This is a genomic window from Paraburkholderia sp. BL17N1 (assembly GCF_003634175.1).
Classification (GTDB): domain Bacteria; phylum Pseudomonadota; class Gammaproteobacteria; order Burkholderiales; family Burkholderiaceae; genus Paraburkholderia.
The window spans coordinates 3,199,029-3,214,987 of sequence record NZ_RBIW01000001.1; the positions used below are offsets into that span (position 1 = coordinate 3,199,029).

Consider the following 15,959-nt stretch of genomic DNA (forward strand, 5'->3'; position numbering starts at 1 on the left):
GCGTGTCAAACGGCCTTCATACACCCGTCGGTGCGCGCAACGCCTACACTGAAACAGGCGAGCGCCGTCGTATTTCTTAAGCGCTCAACGGGAAACAGGTTCCGGCGGTGACGCGATGGACATCGAACTGTGGCTGCGCGAACTCGGGCTCGAGCAGTACATGCAGGTATTTGCCGACAACGACATCGATGGCGCGATGCTGCGCGAGCTCAGCGATGCGGACCTGAAGGAGCTCGGCGTGCGCTCGCTAGGGCATCGCAAGCGGCTGCTGACTGCGATAGCGGAGAAACCGTCGTCCACGGTACAGGCTTCTGTCGACCAGCCTGTCGCGCGAGCGGACGAGCGCAGGCAGGTCGCAGTGCTCTTCGCCGACATCTGCGGCTATACGGATCTCAGCCGGGTGCTCGATCCGGAAGAATTGCTCGTTGTGCTCGGCGGCTACTTCGAGCAGGTGGATGACATCGTCGTTCGACATGGCGGGCACATCGACAAGCATGTCGGCGATTGCGTCATGGCGGTGTTCGGCGCGCCGCGTTCGTACGGAAACGATCGGGAGCGCGCAGCGCGGGCCGCACTCGCGATCATCGACGCGATGCCGAATCTGTCTCGAACGCTGGTGCGCCCGCTCGCCAGTCACATCGGTATTGCGGTCGGCCAGGTCGTCGCAAGCGACATGGGCAGCGCGGCGCATCGCGAGTACACCGTGACGGGCGAAACAGTCAACCTCGCGTCGCGTCTGACGGACGCGGCCGGACCGGGCGAAATCCTGGTCTCGGAAACTTTGTGGCGCCCGCTGGCTGATCGCATCGCGTGCGAAGCCCGCGGCGCACTTGCCGTGAAAGGATTCGCCGAGCCCGTTCCCGTGTGGCGTCTCACCGGCCTTCGACGTCCGTCTGCCAGTCGACCACTCTTTGGCCGTCGCGACGAACTGCGCCATTTTCGGGCGATCCTCGAATCATGCCGGGAGACGAGACGCGGCCGCGTCGTTCGTCTGCGGGGTGAGCCTGGTATCGGAAAGACGCGTCTGGTCGAAGAATTTCAGCGCGAGGCAAACGGACTAGGCTTCGTGTGTCACACGGCGTTCGTGCTCGACTTCGGTTCAAGAGCCGGTCGCGACGCGATCCGATCACTTATGCGTGGGCTCCTGGCGTTCGACGACGCGAGCCATGAGGAAGCCGCCAGGTTCGCCATGACGCGAGCCATCGCCGACGGTTTGGCTGACGCCGGCGATGCGCTTTTCCTCAACGATCTGATCGAGGTGCCGCAGCCGCCCGAACACCGGGCGGTCTACGAAGCCATGAACAACGCGATGCGCGTTCGAGGCCGGCAGGACGTGATGGCCAGGCTCGTGCAACGCGCGAGCCGCGTGCAGCCTCGATTGCTCGTCGTTGAAGACATTCATTGGGCGGACCCATCGACGCTGCAGGACCTCGTCGAACTCAGCTTGGCAGCGGCGGATTGCGCGGCCGTGCTGATCCTGACAACGCGACCGCAGGGCGATCCGCTCGACTCGTCATCGGGCGCAGCGGCAGACGCGCCGTGCTCGCTATTCGATCTGGGCCCTTTGAACGACGGCGACTCCCGCCTGATGGCCGAGTCGTTTTCCTGTGCAACCGAGGTGGTGGCGCGCTGCATCAAGCGGGCCGCGGGTAATCCGCTCTTTCTCGAACAACTGCTCAGCAGCACAGATAAAACGGCAGAAACGGGCGTGCCAGGTTCGGTGCAAAGTTTGGTGCAAGCGCGGCTGGATGGACTCGATCCCGTCGACAAGACCGTCTTGCGTGCGGCGTCGGTGTTTGGCCAATTCTTCGAGCCGCAGGCCATCAGCCACATTCTCGAACGCACTGATGTGACGTTTGAACCGATGGTGACGGCGCGCCTGCTGCGTCGACAGGGCAGCGGACTCGTCTTCCATCACGCGCTCATTCGCGACGCCATCTATGATGGGCTGCTGAAGAGCCAACGCCGCGAGTTACATCGGCGCGCCGCGCAGTGGTTTGCGCAGCGCGATACCGTACTGCGCGCTGAACATCTCGATCGGGCAGGCGACCGTGACGCGGCTCGTGCTTATTGCGACGCGGCGCGCTCGCAGGCGGCCGGCTATCGCCATGAATTTGCGCTTCAGCTTGTCGAACGCGGGCTGGCATTAGCGGATACCTGTGCCGACCGCGTCGCACTCGAATTGCTCCGCGGCAACATCCTGCATGACATCGGCGCCATGACGTCGGCACTCGGTGCGTTCGAAACGGCGCTCGCGGCGGCGACGACCGATGCAGAACGTTGTCACGCATGGATTGGACGCGCTACGGTGAAGCGGGTCATCGACGATCTCGACGGCGCGTGGACCGATCTCGACTGCGCGGCCGCAGTGGCCGCAGCCGAGCGGCTCTCGCGCGAACAGGCACGCATTCACTTTCTGCGCGGCAATCTCTGTTTTCCGCGCGGCGACAGCGACAACTGCGTGCGAGAGCATGAACGCAGCCTTGCGCTCGCGCGCGAGGCGTGCGACTACGAACAGGAGGCGGCCGCGCTCGGCGGGCTTGGCGACGGTGAGTACATGCGTGGACGGATGATCAGTGCACATGACGCATTTAGCCTTTGCATCGAGCTGTGTCAGCGCCACGGCTTCGGACGAATAGAGGTCGCCAATCTGCCAATGTGCGCGATTACCGCGTGGTTTGCCGGCAAGGCGAGCACCGCGCTCGACGCGGCCCTGGCAAGCGTGGCGGCGGCGGAAAAGGTCGGGCATCTGCGGGCACTGGCCGTCTCTCATCATGCCGCGTGGCATTGCCTGCACGATCTCGCGCAGTGGGACCGCGCGTGGGAGCATGCCGGTTCGGCGCTGAACTGTGCGCGCGAACTGAAGTCGAGGCGCTTTGAAGGCGAGGCGCTTGCGTTTCGCGCGGAACTGCATCGGGTCGCCGGGCGTCGGCGGGAGGCGCTCGACGATATCGCACAGGCGCTGGCTATCAGCCGCGAGACGGGCATGGCCTACCTCGGCGCGTCGTATCTGGGCACGCTCGCGCGCGCGACCGACGATGTCGCCATCGTCAAGCAGGCTATCGAGGAGGGCGAGGCTCTGCTTGCAGCCGGGGCGGTGAGCCACAATCACTATCTGTTTCGACGTGACGCGATCGAAGCCTGTCTCGAGCGCGGATGGTGGGACGCGGCTGCAGCACATGCTGCGGCCCTTGAGGCGTACGCCCGTCGCGAGCCGTCGCCGTTTTCCGCATTCGTCGTCGCACGGGCGCGCGCGCTACTCGCCTGCGGGCAGGGAAACCAGGTCGCGGCATTGCTCGTCGAACTTCTGCGCCTGAAAAAAGAAGCGCGAAGGCTTGGAGCGCTGCACTCTCTTCCCGCAATAGACGATGCGCTGTCGCACTGTGGGTTCAGGTGACCAGGTACATGAGGTCAATCCCGCTCGCATTGAGTCGCGGGTGTTTCCGGAGGTGCTCATTTCCCGATTGGTGGCGACAGTCGTGACCACGTTGAAGGCGCTGATTCATCGGCACAGCGGTGCGCTCGTTGCCGCGCCGACTACCTCGTTGCCCGAAGCTTCCGGCGGCGAGATGAACTGGGGCTACCGTTACTGCCGGCTGCGCGATGCGAGTTTCACGATGACCGCGTTGCTCAACGCTGGCTATCACGAAGAGGTGGGGCGGCCCGTATGTCATCTTCTGGAAACGTCGTATGCACAAAGCTGGCCGCGACAGGCATTGCCGTTACTCCTTTACGCTTATCTGCAGAGCGCGCGTGGTGATGCCGCGTGTATGAGTATCTTGCTCGGCATGACCATGTGCGCTCCGGCCTCACTGAATGACGTCCATGAATTTGTGCTCAAGCGGGATCACGATACTTCTCTAGCCTACCGAGAGGCGCTTGAGATTCTGTCGGCATCGCGTTTAAACGAGCTTTCCTCGCGTGATACCTTGCAGATCGTCGATAATCTGATGTCTGGTTCGTCGAACTGGCGTGGCTCGCTGCGGGTGGCCCGCTGGACGGCCATCCAGCAACTGCCGTTCGGGGAGACGCTGCCTATGGTGCATGTTGGCAATCCGCTGCAAAGAGGACGAACACCGAGCCCGTATCGTTACTTCTGCCAAATCAACATGACTTCTTCGCTATCTTCTCTCGTCATTTCCAATGTCCGGCTGGCCGACGGCCAGCCGGTGGTCGTGTCGATTGCCGGCGGGCGCATCGCCGCTCTCGGCCCGGACCTCGTGCCGCAACCGGGCGTCGCTGTGGAAGACGGCGGCGGCGCGTTGCTGCTGCCTGGTTTCGTCGAAGGGCACACGCATATCGACAAAACCAACTGGGGCAGGCCGTGGTATCGCAACGAGGTCGGCGCGACGTTGCTCGATCGCATCAACAACGAGCGCCGCTGGCGCAAGGAATCGGGTCACGACGCGGGCGCGCAGTCGCTCGCGCTTGCGCGTGCCTTCGTAGAGGCGGGCACCACGCGCCTGCGTACGCATGTGGACGTCGATACCGACGCGGGTTTGCGCTACCTCGAAGGCGTGCTCCAGACCCGCAAGGCGATGCGCGATCTGCTCGACATCCAGATTGTGGCGTTTCCGCAGTCCGGTCTGTTGGGCCGTCCGGGAACGGACGAACTGTTGGGCCGCGCGCTCGCCGACGGCGCGGACGTGCTCGGCGCGCTCGATCCGGCATTGATCGACGGCGATCCAGTCGCGTCGCTGAACCTGACGTTCGCGCTTGCCGAGCGCTATCACAAGCCGATCGATATCCATCTGCACGAGCCCGGCGAGGTGGGCGCATTCACCTTCAAACTGCTGCTCGATCGTGTCGAGGCGCTGGGGATGCAAGGAGAGGTTGTGGTCAGCCACGCGTTCTGTCTGGGCGCACTGCCGGAGCGCGAACGCGATGTGCTGCTCGAACGGATTGCCCAGTTGAACGTGGCGCTCCTGACCTCGGCGCCGCCGTCGCGTCCGGTTCCGCCATTGAAGATTTGCAGGGAAAAAGGCATCACTATCTTTGGCGGAAACGACGGCATTCGCGATACCTGGTCGCCGTATGGCTCGCCTGACATGCTCGAACGCGCGATGTTGATCGGCCTGCGTTACGACATGCGCCGTGACGACGAACTGGCCGTCGCTTTCGATTGCGTCAGCGCAGCGGCGGCACGCGGCTGCGGGTTCCGCGACTATGGGCTGCATGCCGGCGCAAGGGCCGACCTCGTGCTGGTCGACGCGGAAACCGTTGCGCAAGCGGTGGTCGCCCGGCCCAGGCGCAAGCTGGTGGTGGCCAACGGGCGCATCGTCGCGCGCAACGGCGAACTGGTCGGTGCGGCGTAATGTGACGGCTTCAGAAGGATCATGCTCGGCGAGGGCAATCCGGGTAGGAACAATCGGGCACGGATCGATGTACTGATCAAACACCGCTGTGTGATCACTGTCGATTCACAGCGCCGTGTGATCGAAGATGGCGCACTCGCGGTGTAGGGCGAGCGCGCCGTCGCTGTCTGCGAGACGCCCGCGCTGGCGTCGCATTACTGCGCGGATCGGGTGATCGATGCGCGCCTTGCTTCATTTGCGGGCGCGAAACGAATTCGCTCAAACCCTCACGAGCAACTTGCCGACATTACCGCCTTCGAACAGGCTATTCAGCGCAGCAGGCAGTTGTTCGAATCCATCGACGAAAGTCTCCTTGAATACGATCTCGCCGCTCTTAACCCACGGCGCCACTTGCGCGACCATTTCGTCCATACGATTGGTATAGTCTCTCGCCAGCACGCCCTGGATGGTGGCGCGTTGAAAGAGCATGTGCTGGAGAAATCGTGGGCCCACGTCCGGCGTGTCCAAGCCACCGTCGTATTGACTGATCGCTCCGCAAATCACAATGCGAGCCCGGCGCTTGATAAGCGGAATCACGGCATCCGTGATCGGGCCGCCGACGTTGTCGAAATAAACGTCCACCCCTCCTGTGGCCTCGAGCAGCGCGCTCGTCAAGCCTTCGTGCGTTTTGTGTTCCCGATAGTCGACCGCGCGATCCAGTTTCAGTTCTTCGAGCAGGAATCGGCACTTGTCTGGACCACCGGCAATGCCCACGACCTTGCAGCCCGCCTTCTTGCCGAACTGTGCAACCAGCGAGCCGACGGCCCCGGCCGCACCGGATACAACCAGCGTATCACCAGGGCGCGGCCGGCCGGCTTCCGTGAGGCCAAACCAGGCGATACGCCCCGGCATGCCCAGCACACCGAGTGCCGTGGAAACTGGCGCGCTTGCCGGATCGAGTCTGGTCAGTTCGCTGTGATGGCACCGTGCATACAACTGCCAACCCGAATAGGCCGACACCCAGTCGCCTTTGGCGAACAGCGGGCTGGCTGACTCGACCACTTCTCCCACTACGCCGGAGCGTTGCACGATGCCGAGAGGATGAGGCACGTCGTACGTGTTGCGCTCGTGCTGCTGGATGCGAATGTACGGGTCCACGCTGATATAGCGCGCGCGGACGATGACTTCGTTCTCCGCCAACGGTCCCGAGATTTCGCTTTCACGAAGCTCGTAGTGTTCCGATCCAACGCGACTCGTGGGACGTTTTACATAGAACCATTGGCGATTCGAATAGGGTGCGTTCATGGATTGGATTTCCGGTGTGACTTGCGATGCCGTGGGAACGATTCAATTGAGTTGCGCGAGGCGTTTGCAATGTTGGTATGACGGATTCAACAAGGCAAGACAGCGATCTTCGGCGGCTGGTTTCGTGCGCCAATATTTTAATTTTATGGACAGCCGCCGTCGACTCATTATTTATCCCGCCGCGAGATCCCCTTCCACGTGTTGTTCGCTGGACAGAGCGACGCCTGGGCCCAATCGCGGCATCGATTGCACGGGCGGGATGGCCGGCAGCGCGGTTTGCTCAAAACGGAAACTGCCGGCGGTTGGCTGTCCATCCGGACGGAAGGCAAGAACGATCTGTCTGGAAGTGTCTATTTTCTCATGGCGAATATCCGCTTCGTCAGGACACTCGCCCGTCAGATCCCGGAGGATCTACTGCAATACCGAAGCACATAATTTCGCCAGCCTGTCGTCGAGCGAGCGGCCTTGTACGTCGATCTGGGCGCTGTGGAACTGGCTGAGTTGGGTCGACGGCTTATCGTACTCGATCGTCGTGCCACCCTGTGCGTTTTCGTAGACCATGATACGCAACGGCGCATACAGTCCCGCCGCCATATTGACGCTGGTCATCTCTGTCGCGGTGAGAACATTGCCGGTGAAATACTCGGTGCCGTTCCTGCGCTGTCCTTTCAGCACGAGCCAATCTCCATGCAGCCCGATGTAGTGAATCACAAGACCGTCGTTGCCGGCGGCTTTCTGAAGGGCCACACGCAATTCGTCGACCTTGTCCTGCTTCAGCAGCGTGCGGATATGATCGTCGAGTCGGCCGAGGCGGCTCTCCAGATCCTGTTTGACGGAAGCGTAGGGTTTGCTGGAAGAGACGGTCACGTGATCGATAATCGTCTTTGTTTCCGATACCTCGACGGTCGCCGCCGTCGCGGACGCACAGAACATGTTCATGCTGATCGCAGCAATGGCGGCCATTGGCAATGCAACTCGTGAAGCGGCAATACGTAGGTTAATCACTGTTGTCTCCTTGTTGGACAGATAAGTAGGGCGCTCTCTCGCCTCAGTGTTCCGACGCGGCTTCCGCTCCGAGGCCGCTTAGCATTCGAAGTTGCTGCGCATCGAAGGAGGCGTCGGCGGCGTTTTGGCGTGTCGTGACCGATCCGATCCAGCCCGCGATAAAGCCCACCGGAATGCTGAACAGGCCGGGATTCGAGAGCCAGAAAGGCGGGGTGGAATCCTTGAAGATGATGCCTTTCGCTCCGATAACGGCCGGCCCCAACAGCACGAGCCCAATCGAGGAAAGGGTGCCGGCGAGCACGGCGGCCACTGCGCCTCGATCCGTGAAACGCCGCCAGTACATCGAGAAAAGAATCACGGGCAAGTTTGCGCTGGCAGCAATGGCGAACGCGAGACCGACAAGAAAAGCGACATTGAACGTCTTGACGAGCAGTGCGAGTCCCATCGCGGCGATACCAAAGACTATCGTGGCGATCTTCGCGATCACGACCTGCCGGCGCTCCTTGTCGCGAGACGCCGAGAAGAGTTGGCCGAAGATGTCGTGAGAGATGGTCGAGGCCGAGGAAATCATGATGCCGGAGACGACCGCAAGAATCGTCGCGAAGGCGATTGCCGAAACGCAGGCGAGCAGCAGTTCACCGCCGGCAGAACCCGCACCGCCGCCGAGTGCCGTGGCGAGCAGGGTGATGGCGCTGTTTCCCGAACTGTGTGTGGCGAGAATCGCCGCCGGCCCCACGATGGCGGTGGCGGAAAATCCGAGCACGATCATCATTACCGCGAAAGACGTCATGACGATCAGGCCGATTTTCGCGGACTTTCTTGCCGCGACGGCGGACGGCACCGTGTAAAACCGGGTCATGACGTGCGGCAGTCCTGCTGTGCCCAACGCCAGAGCAAGGGTGAGCGACAGCGTATCCAGCGGATCCTTGAAGTAGCCGCCCGGCACAAAGTACTGCGCCGGATGCAGCGAAGAAAGGCGTGCCTTACTGAATAGCGCACCCACGTCGAAGGAAAAGTGGGCGAGAGCGAGCAGCACAAGCACCGCGCCGGCAGTCCAGACGAGAACAGCCTTGACGATCTGCACGTAAGTCGCGGCCACCATTCCGCCGAACAGCACATACGCGATCATGAGTACGCCGATCAGCACGATCGCGGCGTTGGTGCCGATCGGCAGTAGCAGACTGGCCAGTGCGCCGCCGCCGACGAGTTGCGCGAGTAGATAGGCTAACGAAATGATCAGCGAAGAAACCGATGTGGCCGCTCGAACGCCGCAGCTGCGCAAACGCAGTGCGACCACATCGGAGAGCGTGTATTTGCCGCAGTTTCTGACCGGCTCCGCGACGATCAGCATGATCATGATCCATCCGGCAATAAAGCCGACCTGATACACGATCCCGTCGAATCCGAACAGGGAAACGAGTCCCGTCACACCGAGAAACGAACCGGCGGACATGAAGTCTCCCGCCAGCGCGAGGCCGTTCTGAAACGGCGACAGATTGCGTCCGGCCACGAAAAATCCGGAGGTTCCGCGCGATCGGCGAGCGCTCCATGCGGTCAGAATGAGGCTGAGTCCGATAAATCCCACGAAGGCGATGATTCTGAGCCCGCCATGACTGATCAGATTATTCATGTCGATCACCGTTCGATTGTGCAAACGCGCTTTTAAGCAGTTCGGCCGCTTTCGGGTCGTAGACTCGCTCGGCCCATGCGCAGTAGCCCCAGAAGGTAGCGATCGTGAGCGCAAACTGAGCGACTACCGCGAGCAGTCCGAGGTTGAGTTCACCATAGACGGATAGGGACATCGCGCCGGGAAACTCCAGCACCGCGATCAACAGGCCGAAATAGATTCCCAGTGAGGTATAAAGCAATGACCACACGAAGCGGTTCCGGAACTTTGCGAGCGCTCGCGTCTTCTCGACGAGCGATAAGCCGGATGATCCGACTTTCGTCACGTTTTGCCTCTCGAACTCCGCGTTGATTGATTCCATCGATTGCATGTCGGGTCTCCTCCGTTATGGTGTTCATGACAGACATCTGAAGAGGTGGGGTCGCTAGAGTTGTGCCGGCAAAACCTCGCCGCGACTCTCTCCAAATCCGATTCGTGCAAAGCCAGCTTTCTCACAGTAGCCGCGCAGGATAATGGCGTCGCCGTCCTCCACGTAGCTGCGCTTTTCGCCTGTATTCAGCGTGACCGGCTCGCTTGCGTTGCGTGCAAGTTCCATCAGCGCGCCCGCTTCTGATTTCTCGGGACCTGAAATGGTGCCGCTGCCAAGCAGGTCTCCAGCACGCAGATTGCAGCCACCCACGGTGTGATGCGTGACCATCTGTGCGATGCTCCAGTACTGATGCCTGAAACTCGTGAGTGAGAGTCGCGCCGCCGGGAGATTCGCGGCTTTATGGCGGGAAGTCTCCATGCAGACTTCCAGTTGGATATCGATGGCGCCCGCCGTGCTATTCCGATCGGAATCCAGATAAGGCAGCGGCTTTCCATCCGTGTGCGGGCGCGGCAGAGGTAGCCTGAACGGCGCCAGTGCCTCCATGGTCACGATCCATGGCGAGATCGTGGTGGCGAAATTCTTCGCCAGAAAGGGGCCTAATGGCTGCATCTCCCAGGCCTGAATATCGCGAGCGGACCAGTCGTTGAGCAGACACAGCCCGAATACATGACTGTCGGCTTGATCCAGGTCGATCGGTTCGCCGGCCGCATTGCCTTGTCCAATGTAGATGCCGAGTTCGAGTTCGTAATCCAGCTTGCGCGACGGCGAGAAGATCGGCGCATCTTCGCCCGGAAGCATGATTTGGCCCGCTGGGCGCCGGAAGCGCTGACCGCTGAGCCCGATGCTCGAGACGCGGCCGTGGTAGGCAATGGGTATCGATTTGAAATTGGCGCTCACACCGCTCAGACCGAGCAGCTTGCTGATGTTGGTCGCGTGATGAATCGACGTGTAGAAATCCGTATAATCGCCGATCTGCGCAGGCAGGCCGTATTCCACTTCCGATTGCGGGACCAGACACGCCTCGATGGCCGCGCGATCGTCCGAAGGGGCTCGCTCGTGAAGCGCCGCAAATAGCGCGTGTCGTACAGCGCGCCATGCGGACGGACCCAGTGAGAAGAACTCGTTGAGCACGGGCTGCGCGCACGCCCGCGCGGCCTCGCCCGCGATTCCATTCAGACTGGCACGAGCCGCCCAGGCGGCGATATCGATGACCTGATCGCCGATTGCGACCGCACCCCGGAACGCCTCACCGGAATGCTTTCTGCGGAAAACCGAAAATGGCAGATTCTGGATTGGAAAGTCACACGCCGGTGCATTGGCGGATTCGACCCAACTGCGCGCAGCGGGGTCATGCGTCTGATTCAGAGAGTATTGCATGTTCGTCCCGATTCATTCGGTTAAGGCACGAGCGGCTCGCGTAATAGCAGCGACGTTCAGTCGAACGGGCGCGCGGGGCTTTGCCTGCTAAGAAGGATTCCGCGCTCCTGCAAATCCCGAATGAATTCTGCGCTAAGTTTGCGTTCCGAGAGAACCTCGGCGTTATGCTCGCCCTGGAAAGCAGGGCTGCCCGGCTGCGGCAACTCGGACTGGCTGAAATGCCAGGGTGCGCCGGGCATGCGTGTCGTGCCGCCGGATCTGTCGTCGACATCGACTAACGCACCCCATTCCTGCACCCACTCGGAATCGGCGAACTCGTTGACGCTGCGGACCACGCCAATGGCCAATCCCGCTTCGCTGACCTGCGTCTGGATCTGATCCAGGTCATTGAACGTGAGAAGCCATGCGCGTACTTCGGCCAGCAAATCTGCGATGTTTTGCCGGCGCAACAGCGCCGTGCCGAAGCGGGGATCGCTCAGCAAATCGTTGCGGCGCATCATCGCGCAGTAACGCGAAAACATTGGCGTGTAAATCGGGCTGCCTGCAATGGTGAGTCGACGTCCATCGGGCAAATCGAAGATGTGCGAATCGGGCGCGGAGAGAATAATCGGTTCGCCCTCCGTATCGATTTCCGACAGTTGGGCACCCACGCGTTCGTTCACCGATAGCATGGTCGCCGCCATCGAGACGTCCACGTGTTGTCCCGCGCCGGTTCGCGCGCGATGCTGAAGCGCGGCCAGAATACCGATTACGCCGTGAAGGCCGGTGTACATGTCGGCGTGGCTGCATGCGTCGTTACGAACTTCGGTGAGCGCAGCGCCGAAATGGTGCTGGACGATGTCGGTCAGTCCCGACTCGGCTTGCACGGTCGGCGCGAAGGCGGGGCGGTTGCGCCATGAGGTCGATTGCCCATAGCCGCTCAAAGAAGCATAGATCACGGACGGGTTGAAAGCGCGCACCTGCTCATAGCCGAGCCCGAACCGGTCCAACGTGCCGGGGCGAAAATTCTCGACGATGATGTCCGCGTCCCGGCACATGTCGACCATGATGGAGCGAGCCTCCGGGAAGTTGAGGTCGAGGCTCACGTTGCGCTTGCCGGCGTTCTGTTGCACGTAATACAGTGACATGTCGCCGATATGCGGCATGCTCACGCGGCCGATATCGCCGGAGGGTGGTTCGATCTTGATCACGGTGGCGCCGAGATCGAGGAGCGTTTTGGTGCAATGCGGTCCGGCCAGCACTCGCGTGAAATCGATCACACGAATACCTTCGAGCGGTGCTGACATGATCAATCTCCTTTGAATTCGGCGGTGGCGGGCCCGGTCGAAAAGAACGAAGCGAAACCTCGTTCGCGATCGCCCGTCTGCCAGATCATGTTGTTGAGGTTGATCTGTTCGAGGTCGGCGCTGCGCACGCCGCCGTTTGCGGCGAGATTGGCCTGCTGTTTGATGCCGTAGAGAACCTTGGTCGGACCTGCCGCCAGTTGCCGGGCGAACGACATGGCGGCGCTCTGGAGTTCGGCTTCGGGCACGACGTGATTGATGATGCCCCAGCGCTCGAATGCTTCCGCTGCGTGCCGCCGTCCGATTAGCGCGATTTCCTTGGCGCGCACGACGCCCGCTCGCTGTACGAGTCGTTGCGTGCCACCGAGCAGGGGAATCAGACCAACGATGTTCTCGACCTGGCCGAAGTAGGCCGTGTCCGCGGCGACGATCATGTCGCATGTCAACGCCAGTTCGAGGCCGCCGCCGAGCGCGGCGCCGTGAACGGCGGCGAGTGTCGGAACCGGCGCGTTCTCCAGCACGTCGAGGAACTCGAGGAATTGATCGGCGTTGTGCTGGATCACTGTCTTGCCGTCGGTAAATGAACTCATTTCCGCACCGGCGGAGAAGTGCCGCATGTCGCTTTTGAGCACGATCGCGCGCGCCTTCAGCGACCACGCCGCGATACGCGGCGAGCAGATCCGCAATCATCGCGTCGTCGATCAGGTTGTGCGGCGGCTTGGCTAATGAAACGATTCCGACGGCGCCATCCATTTCAATCTTTACTGTGGTCATGGTTCTCTCTGCAAGGTGATCGCAATATGGCCTGTGTGTGGGAGTGCCGGCTGACGGGTCTGTTATCGGTGTATTAAACCGATGCGGCAGCGGTGCTTATCAGCGGAGCGTGTTGCGTCGCCGCATTGACGGGACCGATTGCGCCAACCACGGTCTCAGGATGCGCGCCGATCAGGGTTGTCACTAGTGTCCGCGCGGGGTCAACTGAGGGCTTCATAGCTTGTCTCCATCTGTTTTTCGGCATGCGCCGTTGATGGTTACTATCTCAGCGAGCTCATTGAGCGGCAACGTCCAACCCTGCCAATTGCCGTGTCAAACTGTGCCAAACGCGCCCAACGAAGATCGAGAAAATGTGCGAGCATGTCCGCAATTGCAGTGAGGCATATCGTGCGACCACCGAAAATCATCACGCCATTGCATCCGGATCTCGACGCGCCAACGCAGAGTCTTCTGGGCTTGGCCGCGCTCGCCGCCGAACTGGCCGCCGAGGGCGTTTCCGTCAATAAACTGTTCGCGAACACGGGTGTCCATGCGAACCAGTTGGAGGATTCGCAGGCGAGAATCTCGCATCGTCAGCGCCTCGCCATTTATCGAAACGCTCAACGGCTAGCGACACGAGCCGATGTTGGATTGCTCGCCGGCGCACGTCAGAGGATCAGTGACTTCGGCATATATGGCTACGCCATGGTCAGCAGTACAACCTTTGGTGACGCGCTGAAATTCAGCGTCGAAAATGTCAGGATGGCCGGCGCGGTTCTGCAGATCAGCTATTCCACCAAGGGGGACACCGGCATTCTGAGCAGCCACGGACTCGCATCGCTTGGCGACATGCTGCCGTTTGTCGCCGAGTTCTGGCGCAGTTCGATGACAGTGTTATTCAGCCGCGTGCTGGAAGCGCCTTTTCCGTCGAAGCGCATGGTCATGGCGTATCCGGCGCCGCCGCATTGGCGGAATTACGAAAGGATGTTCGACTGTCCCGTGGAGTTCGGCGCCGATACGATGGAGTGGCATTTCGACGTGCATGTACTGGACCGTCCGTGTCCGAATGCGAATCCGATTACCGCGCAAATCTGCCAGCAACTGTGTGATCGCATTCTCGAAGAACGCGATGGCATTCCCGAACTTCCGCGGCAAATCCGCATGGCGTGCCTGAACGCACCAGGCGTGTTCCCATCCGCGGAGAAGATGGCCGCGCAGCTCGGCATGTCACTGCGAACCTTGCATAGACGGCTCGCCGACGATAACTACTCGTATCAAACCTTGTTGAACGATGTGCGCCGGTCGCTCGCCATTGAATTTCTCGAGAACACGCGACTTCCTATCGAACAGGTCGCCGAGCGTATTGGATTTTCGGACGCGGCGAGCTTTCGGCGGTCGTTCAGGAAGTGGACTGGAAACTCACCCAGTCTTTATCGGAAGGGAACGGGCCAGGATGGGTGACAGGCGCGGCGCGCCTGCATAGGTCCGCGACAGTGCCATGGCGAGCGCAGATGATCATTCAGTTGCAGACCTTCAACGTGTCGGTCAGAATTGACGACCGTGTTCCCAAGGGCCGATTGCAAGTCACACTCCGCCGTCGGAACCACCCCTGAATCCAAAAGAAACATGAGACGACTATTCTTCGCTTCACTCGCGGCCATCTCTTTGGCGACCTCCGTTCATGCGCAGAGCAACGCGCCCGGCCCGCTCGCCACGCCTTCGGGCGCACTGGAATTCGCTCGCGCCGAGCGCGATTTCGTGGGGATGCTCGATAAGGAAGTTTTCGATCGCTTCGGCGCCGACACACTCACGCATTTCGATGAGGTCGGTAATGCAAGCGACACCGTCACGCGCACGCTGGTGCAGACCGATTCCGGTCCCGTGCTGTACGACTTTCGCCGTCGTCCGCCGCTTGTGCAGCGCTCGGGTAAGCGCATGACGGTCAGGCGCGTGTTCTGGCAAGGCGATGAAGTCGTGATGCAGAGCTCGCAAGGCTGGTTCAGATTCAAAGGCGGTGTACTGACCAAGCTGCAATCGTCGACGACGACGTACCATTGATTTCGCGGGTGCGCTTGCGCCGACGCCGACGATAGATATCGCGGGGCAGCACGCTCCGTTATTCCTTAATCCCGTCCCGGCTCCCATGCAGCCAGTTGATGCTCGCGAAGAGCAGCACGGCGAACACGATCAGCATCGTGGCCACGGCGAGGATCGACGGATCGATCGAGTCGCGAATCCCACTCCACATCTGCCGCGGTACGGTTTTTTGATCCGGGCCGCCAATGAACAGAATAACGATGACTTCGTCGAACGAGGTCGCGAAAGCGAAGACGCTGCCGGTCGCGACCGCCGGCGTGATGAGCGGTAAGGTCACGCGCCTGAACGTGATCCAGGGCGTCGCCCCGAGTCCGGACGCGGCGCGCAACAGACTCTGATCGAATGAAAGCAGCGACGCCGTCACGGTGATCACCACGAACGGCGTGCCGAGCGCCGCATGCGCCAGCACCACGCCGGGATACGAGTTCACGAGGCCGAGCGGCGCGAAGATCAGATAGAAACCCGCGGCCACAACGACAATCGGCACGATCATCGGCGAGATGAGGATCGGCATGATCAGCGAGCGCAGCGGAAACTGCGTGCGTGAAATGCCCAGCGCGGCCAGCGTGCCGAGACACGTGGCGATCAGCGTGGACGCCGCGCCTATGCCGATGCTGTTCAAAAGCGATCGCTGCCAGTCCGCGCTCGTGAGCGCCTGCTCATACCAGCGCAGCGAAAAGCCCTGCAACGGGTAGGAGAAGTACGAACCCGAATTGAACGAGAGCGGAATGATCGCGAGAATCGGCGCAATCAGGAAGAACAGCACAAGCGCTGTATGTAGCCGCACCCAGCGCGCGGCGACGCGTTCCGTCAGCACCTTGTTGCGTTGTTCTTGCATGTCGATCTCT

At 61.2% G+C, this 15,959-nt stretch carries 12 protein-coding genes and 1 pseudogene; 5 read left to right on the forward strand and 8 right to left on the reverse strand.

The window, feature by feature from the left end:
• Positions 1-115: 115 nt before the first annotated feature.
• The 3 genes and pseudogenes from B0G82_RS14465 to B0G82_RS14470 all read left to right on the forward strand — a co-directional run bounded on the left by B0G82_RS14465 (position 116) and on the right by B0G82_RS14470 (position 5,315).
• Complete coding sequence (locus B0G82_RS14465; RefSeq protein WP_121307751.1) at positions 116-3,397, forward strand: adenylate/guanylate cyclase domain-containing protein; 3,282 nt, start codon at positions 116-118, stop codon at positions 3,395-3,397.
• Positions 3,369-3,683: pseudogene (locus B0G82_RS40460) on the forward strand (glycoside hydrolase family 15 protein); the annotation flags it as partial. The gene B0G82_RS14465 and the pseudogene B0G82_RS40460, both read left to right, overlap by 29 nt.
• 426 nt (positions 3,684-4,109) lie before the next feature.
• A complete protein-coding gene (locus tag B0G82_RS14470; RefSeq protein WP_241974689.1) occupies positions 4,110-5,315 on the forward strand; it encodes an amidohydrolase family protein in 1,206 nt (401 codons plus the stop codon).
• 258 nt (positions 5,316-5,573) lie between these two features.
• On the opposite strand, the gene B0G82_RS14480 is transcribed toward B0G82_RS14470, so the two are convergent.
• The 7 genes from B0G82_RS14480 to B0G82_RS14510 form a co-directional block, all read right to left on the reverse strand.
• Positions 5,574-6,599 (reverse strand): NADP-dependent oxidoreductase, encoded by a 1,026-nt coding sequence (locus tag B0G82_RS14480; RefSeq protein ID WP_116141948.1) that lies wholly within the window; start codon positions 6,597-6,599, stop codon positions 5,574-5,576.
• 411 nt (positions 6,600-7,010) lie between these two features.
• Entirely contained in the window at positions 7,011-7,562 is a 552-nt protein-coding gene (locus tag B0G82_RS14485) for a DUF302 domain-containing protein (RefSeq protein ID WP_241974588.1), read from the reverse strand.
• An 85-nt stretch (positions 7,563-7,647) separates the two neighbouring features.
• Positions 7,648-9,234 (reverse strand): cation acetate symporter, encoded by a 1,587-nt coding sequence (locus B0G82_RS14490; protein WP_121307754.1) that lies wholly within the window; start codon positions 9,232-9,234, stop codon positions 7,648-7,650.
• Positions 9,227-9,601, reverse strand: coding sequence for a DUF485 domain-containing protein (locus tag B0G82_RS14495; RefSeq protein ID WP_121307755.1), 375 nt, complete (start codon positions 9,599-9,601; stop codon positions 9,227-9,229). Before B0G82_RS14495 ends, B0G82_RS14490 begins: the two co-directional genes overlap by 8 nt.
• A gap of 54 nt (positions 9,602-9,655) precedes the next feature.
• Complete coding sequence (fahA, locus tag B0G82_RS14500) at positions 9,656-10,978, reverse strand: fumarylacetoacetase (protein WP_121307756.1); 1,323 nt, start codon at positions 10,976-10,978, stop codon at positions 9,656-9,658.
• A 56-nt stretch (positions 10,979-11,034) separates the two neighbouring features.
• Entirely contained in the window at positions 11,035-12,264 is a 1,230-nt protein-coding gene (locus B0G82_RS14505; RefSeq protein WP_121307757.1) for a CoA transferase, read from the reverse strand.
• 2 nt (positions 12,265-12,266) lie between these two features.
• On the reverse strand, positions 12,267-12,851 hold the full coding sequence (locus tag B0G82_RS14510) for an enoyl-CoA hydratase/isomerase family protein (RefSeq protein ID WP_241974589.1): 585 nt from the start codon (positions 12,849-12,851) through the stop codon (positions 12,267-12,269).
• Between the two features lie 571 nt (positions 12,852-13,422).
• Between B0G82_RS14510 and B0G82_RS14515 the strand changes: the two genes are divergently transcribed.
• Both B0G82_RS14515 and B0G82_RS14520 read left to right on the forward strand, forming a co-directional pair.
• Entirely contained in the window at positions 13,423-14,475 is a 1,053-nt protein-coding gene (locus B0G82_RS14515) for an AraC family transcriptional regulator (protein WP_116148518.1), read from the forward strand.
• 165 nt (positions 14,476-14,640) lie between these two features.
• Positions 14,641-15,072, forward strand: a complete 432-nt coding sequence (locus tag B0G82_RS14520) for a hypothetical protein (protein WP_116141934.1) — start codon at positions 14,641-14,643, stop codon at positions 15,070-15,072.
• A 58-nt stretch (positions 15,073-15,130) separates the two neighbouring features.
• On the opposite strand, the gene B0G82_RS14525 is transcribed toward B0G82_RS14520, so the two are convergent.
• A complete protein-coding gene (locus B0G82_RS14525; protein ID WP_116117232.1) occupies positions 15,131-15,949 on the reverse strand; it encodes an ABC transporter permease in 819 nt (272 codons plus the stop codon).
• Positions 15,950-15,959: the final 10 nt, after the last annotated feature.

Coding starts and splice junctions, on each gene's coding strand:
- B0G82_RS14505 (WP_121307757.1), bottom strand. CDS start 12,264: ATGTCAGCACCGCTCGAAGGTATTCGTGTGATCGATTTCACGCGAGTG.
- B0G82_RS14510 (WP_241974589.1), bottom strand. CDS start 12,851: ATGAGTTCATTTACCGACGGCAAGACAGTGATCCAGCACAACGCCGAT.
- B0G82_RS14525 (WP_116117232.1), bottom strand. CDS start 15,949: ATGCAAGAACAACGCAACAAGGTGCTGACGGAACGCGTCGCCGCGCGC.
- B0G82_RS14520 (WP_116141934.1), top strand. CDS start 14,641: ATGAGACGACTATTCTTCGCTTCACTCGCGGCCATCTCTTTGGCGACC.
- B0G82_RS14465 (WP_121307751.1), top strand. CDS start 116: ATGGACATCGAACTGTGGCTGCGCGAACTCGGGCTCGAGCAGTACATG.
- B0G82_RS14480 (WP_116141948.1), bottom strand. CDS start 6,599: ATGAACGCACCCTATTCGAATCGCCAATGGTTCTATGTAAAACGTCCC.
- B0G82_RS14495 (WP_121307755.1), bottom strand. CDS start 9,601: ATGCAATCGATGGAATCAATCAACGCGGAGTTCGAGAGGCAAAACGTG.
- B0G82_RS14485 (WP_241974588.1), bottom strand. CDS start 7,562: ATGGCCGCCATTGCTGCGATCAGCATGAACATGTTCTGTGCGTCCGCG.
- B0G82_RS14470 (WP_241974689.1), top strand. CDS start 4,110: ATGACTTCTTCGCTATCTTCTCTCGTCATTTCCAATGTCCGGCTGGCC.
- fahA (WP_121307756.1), bottom strand. CDS start 10,978: ATGCAATACTCTCTGAATCAGACGCATGACCCCGCTGCGCGCAGTTGG.
- B0G82_RS14490 (WP_121307754.1), bottom strand. CDS start 9,234: ATGAATAATCTGATCAGTCATGGCGGGCTCAGAATCATCGCCTTCGTG.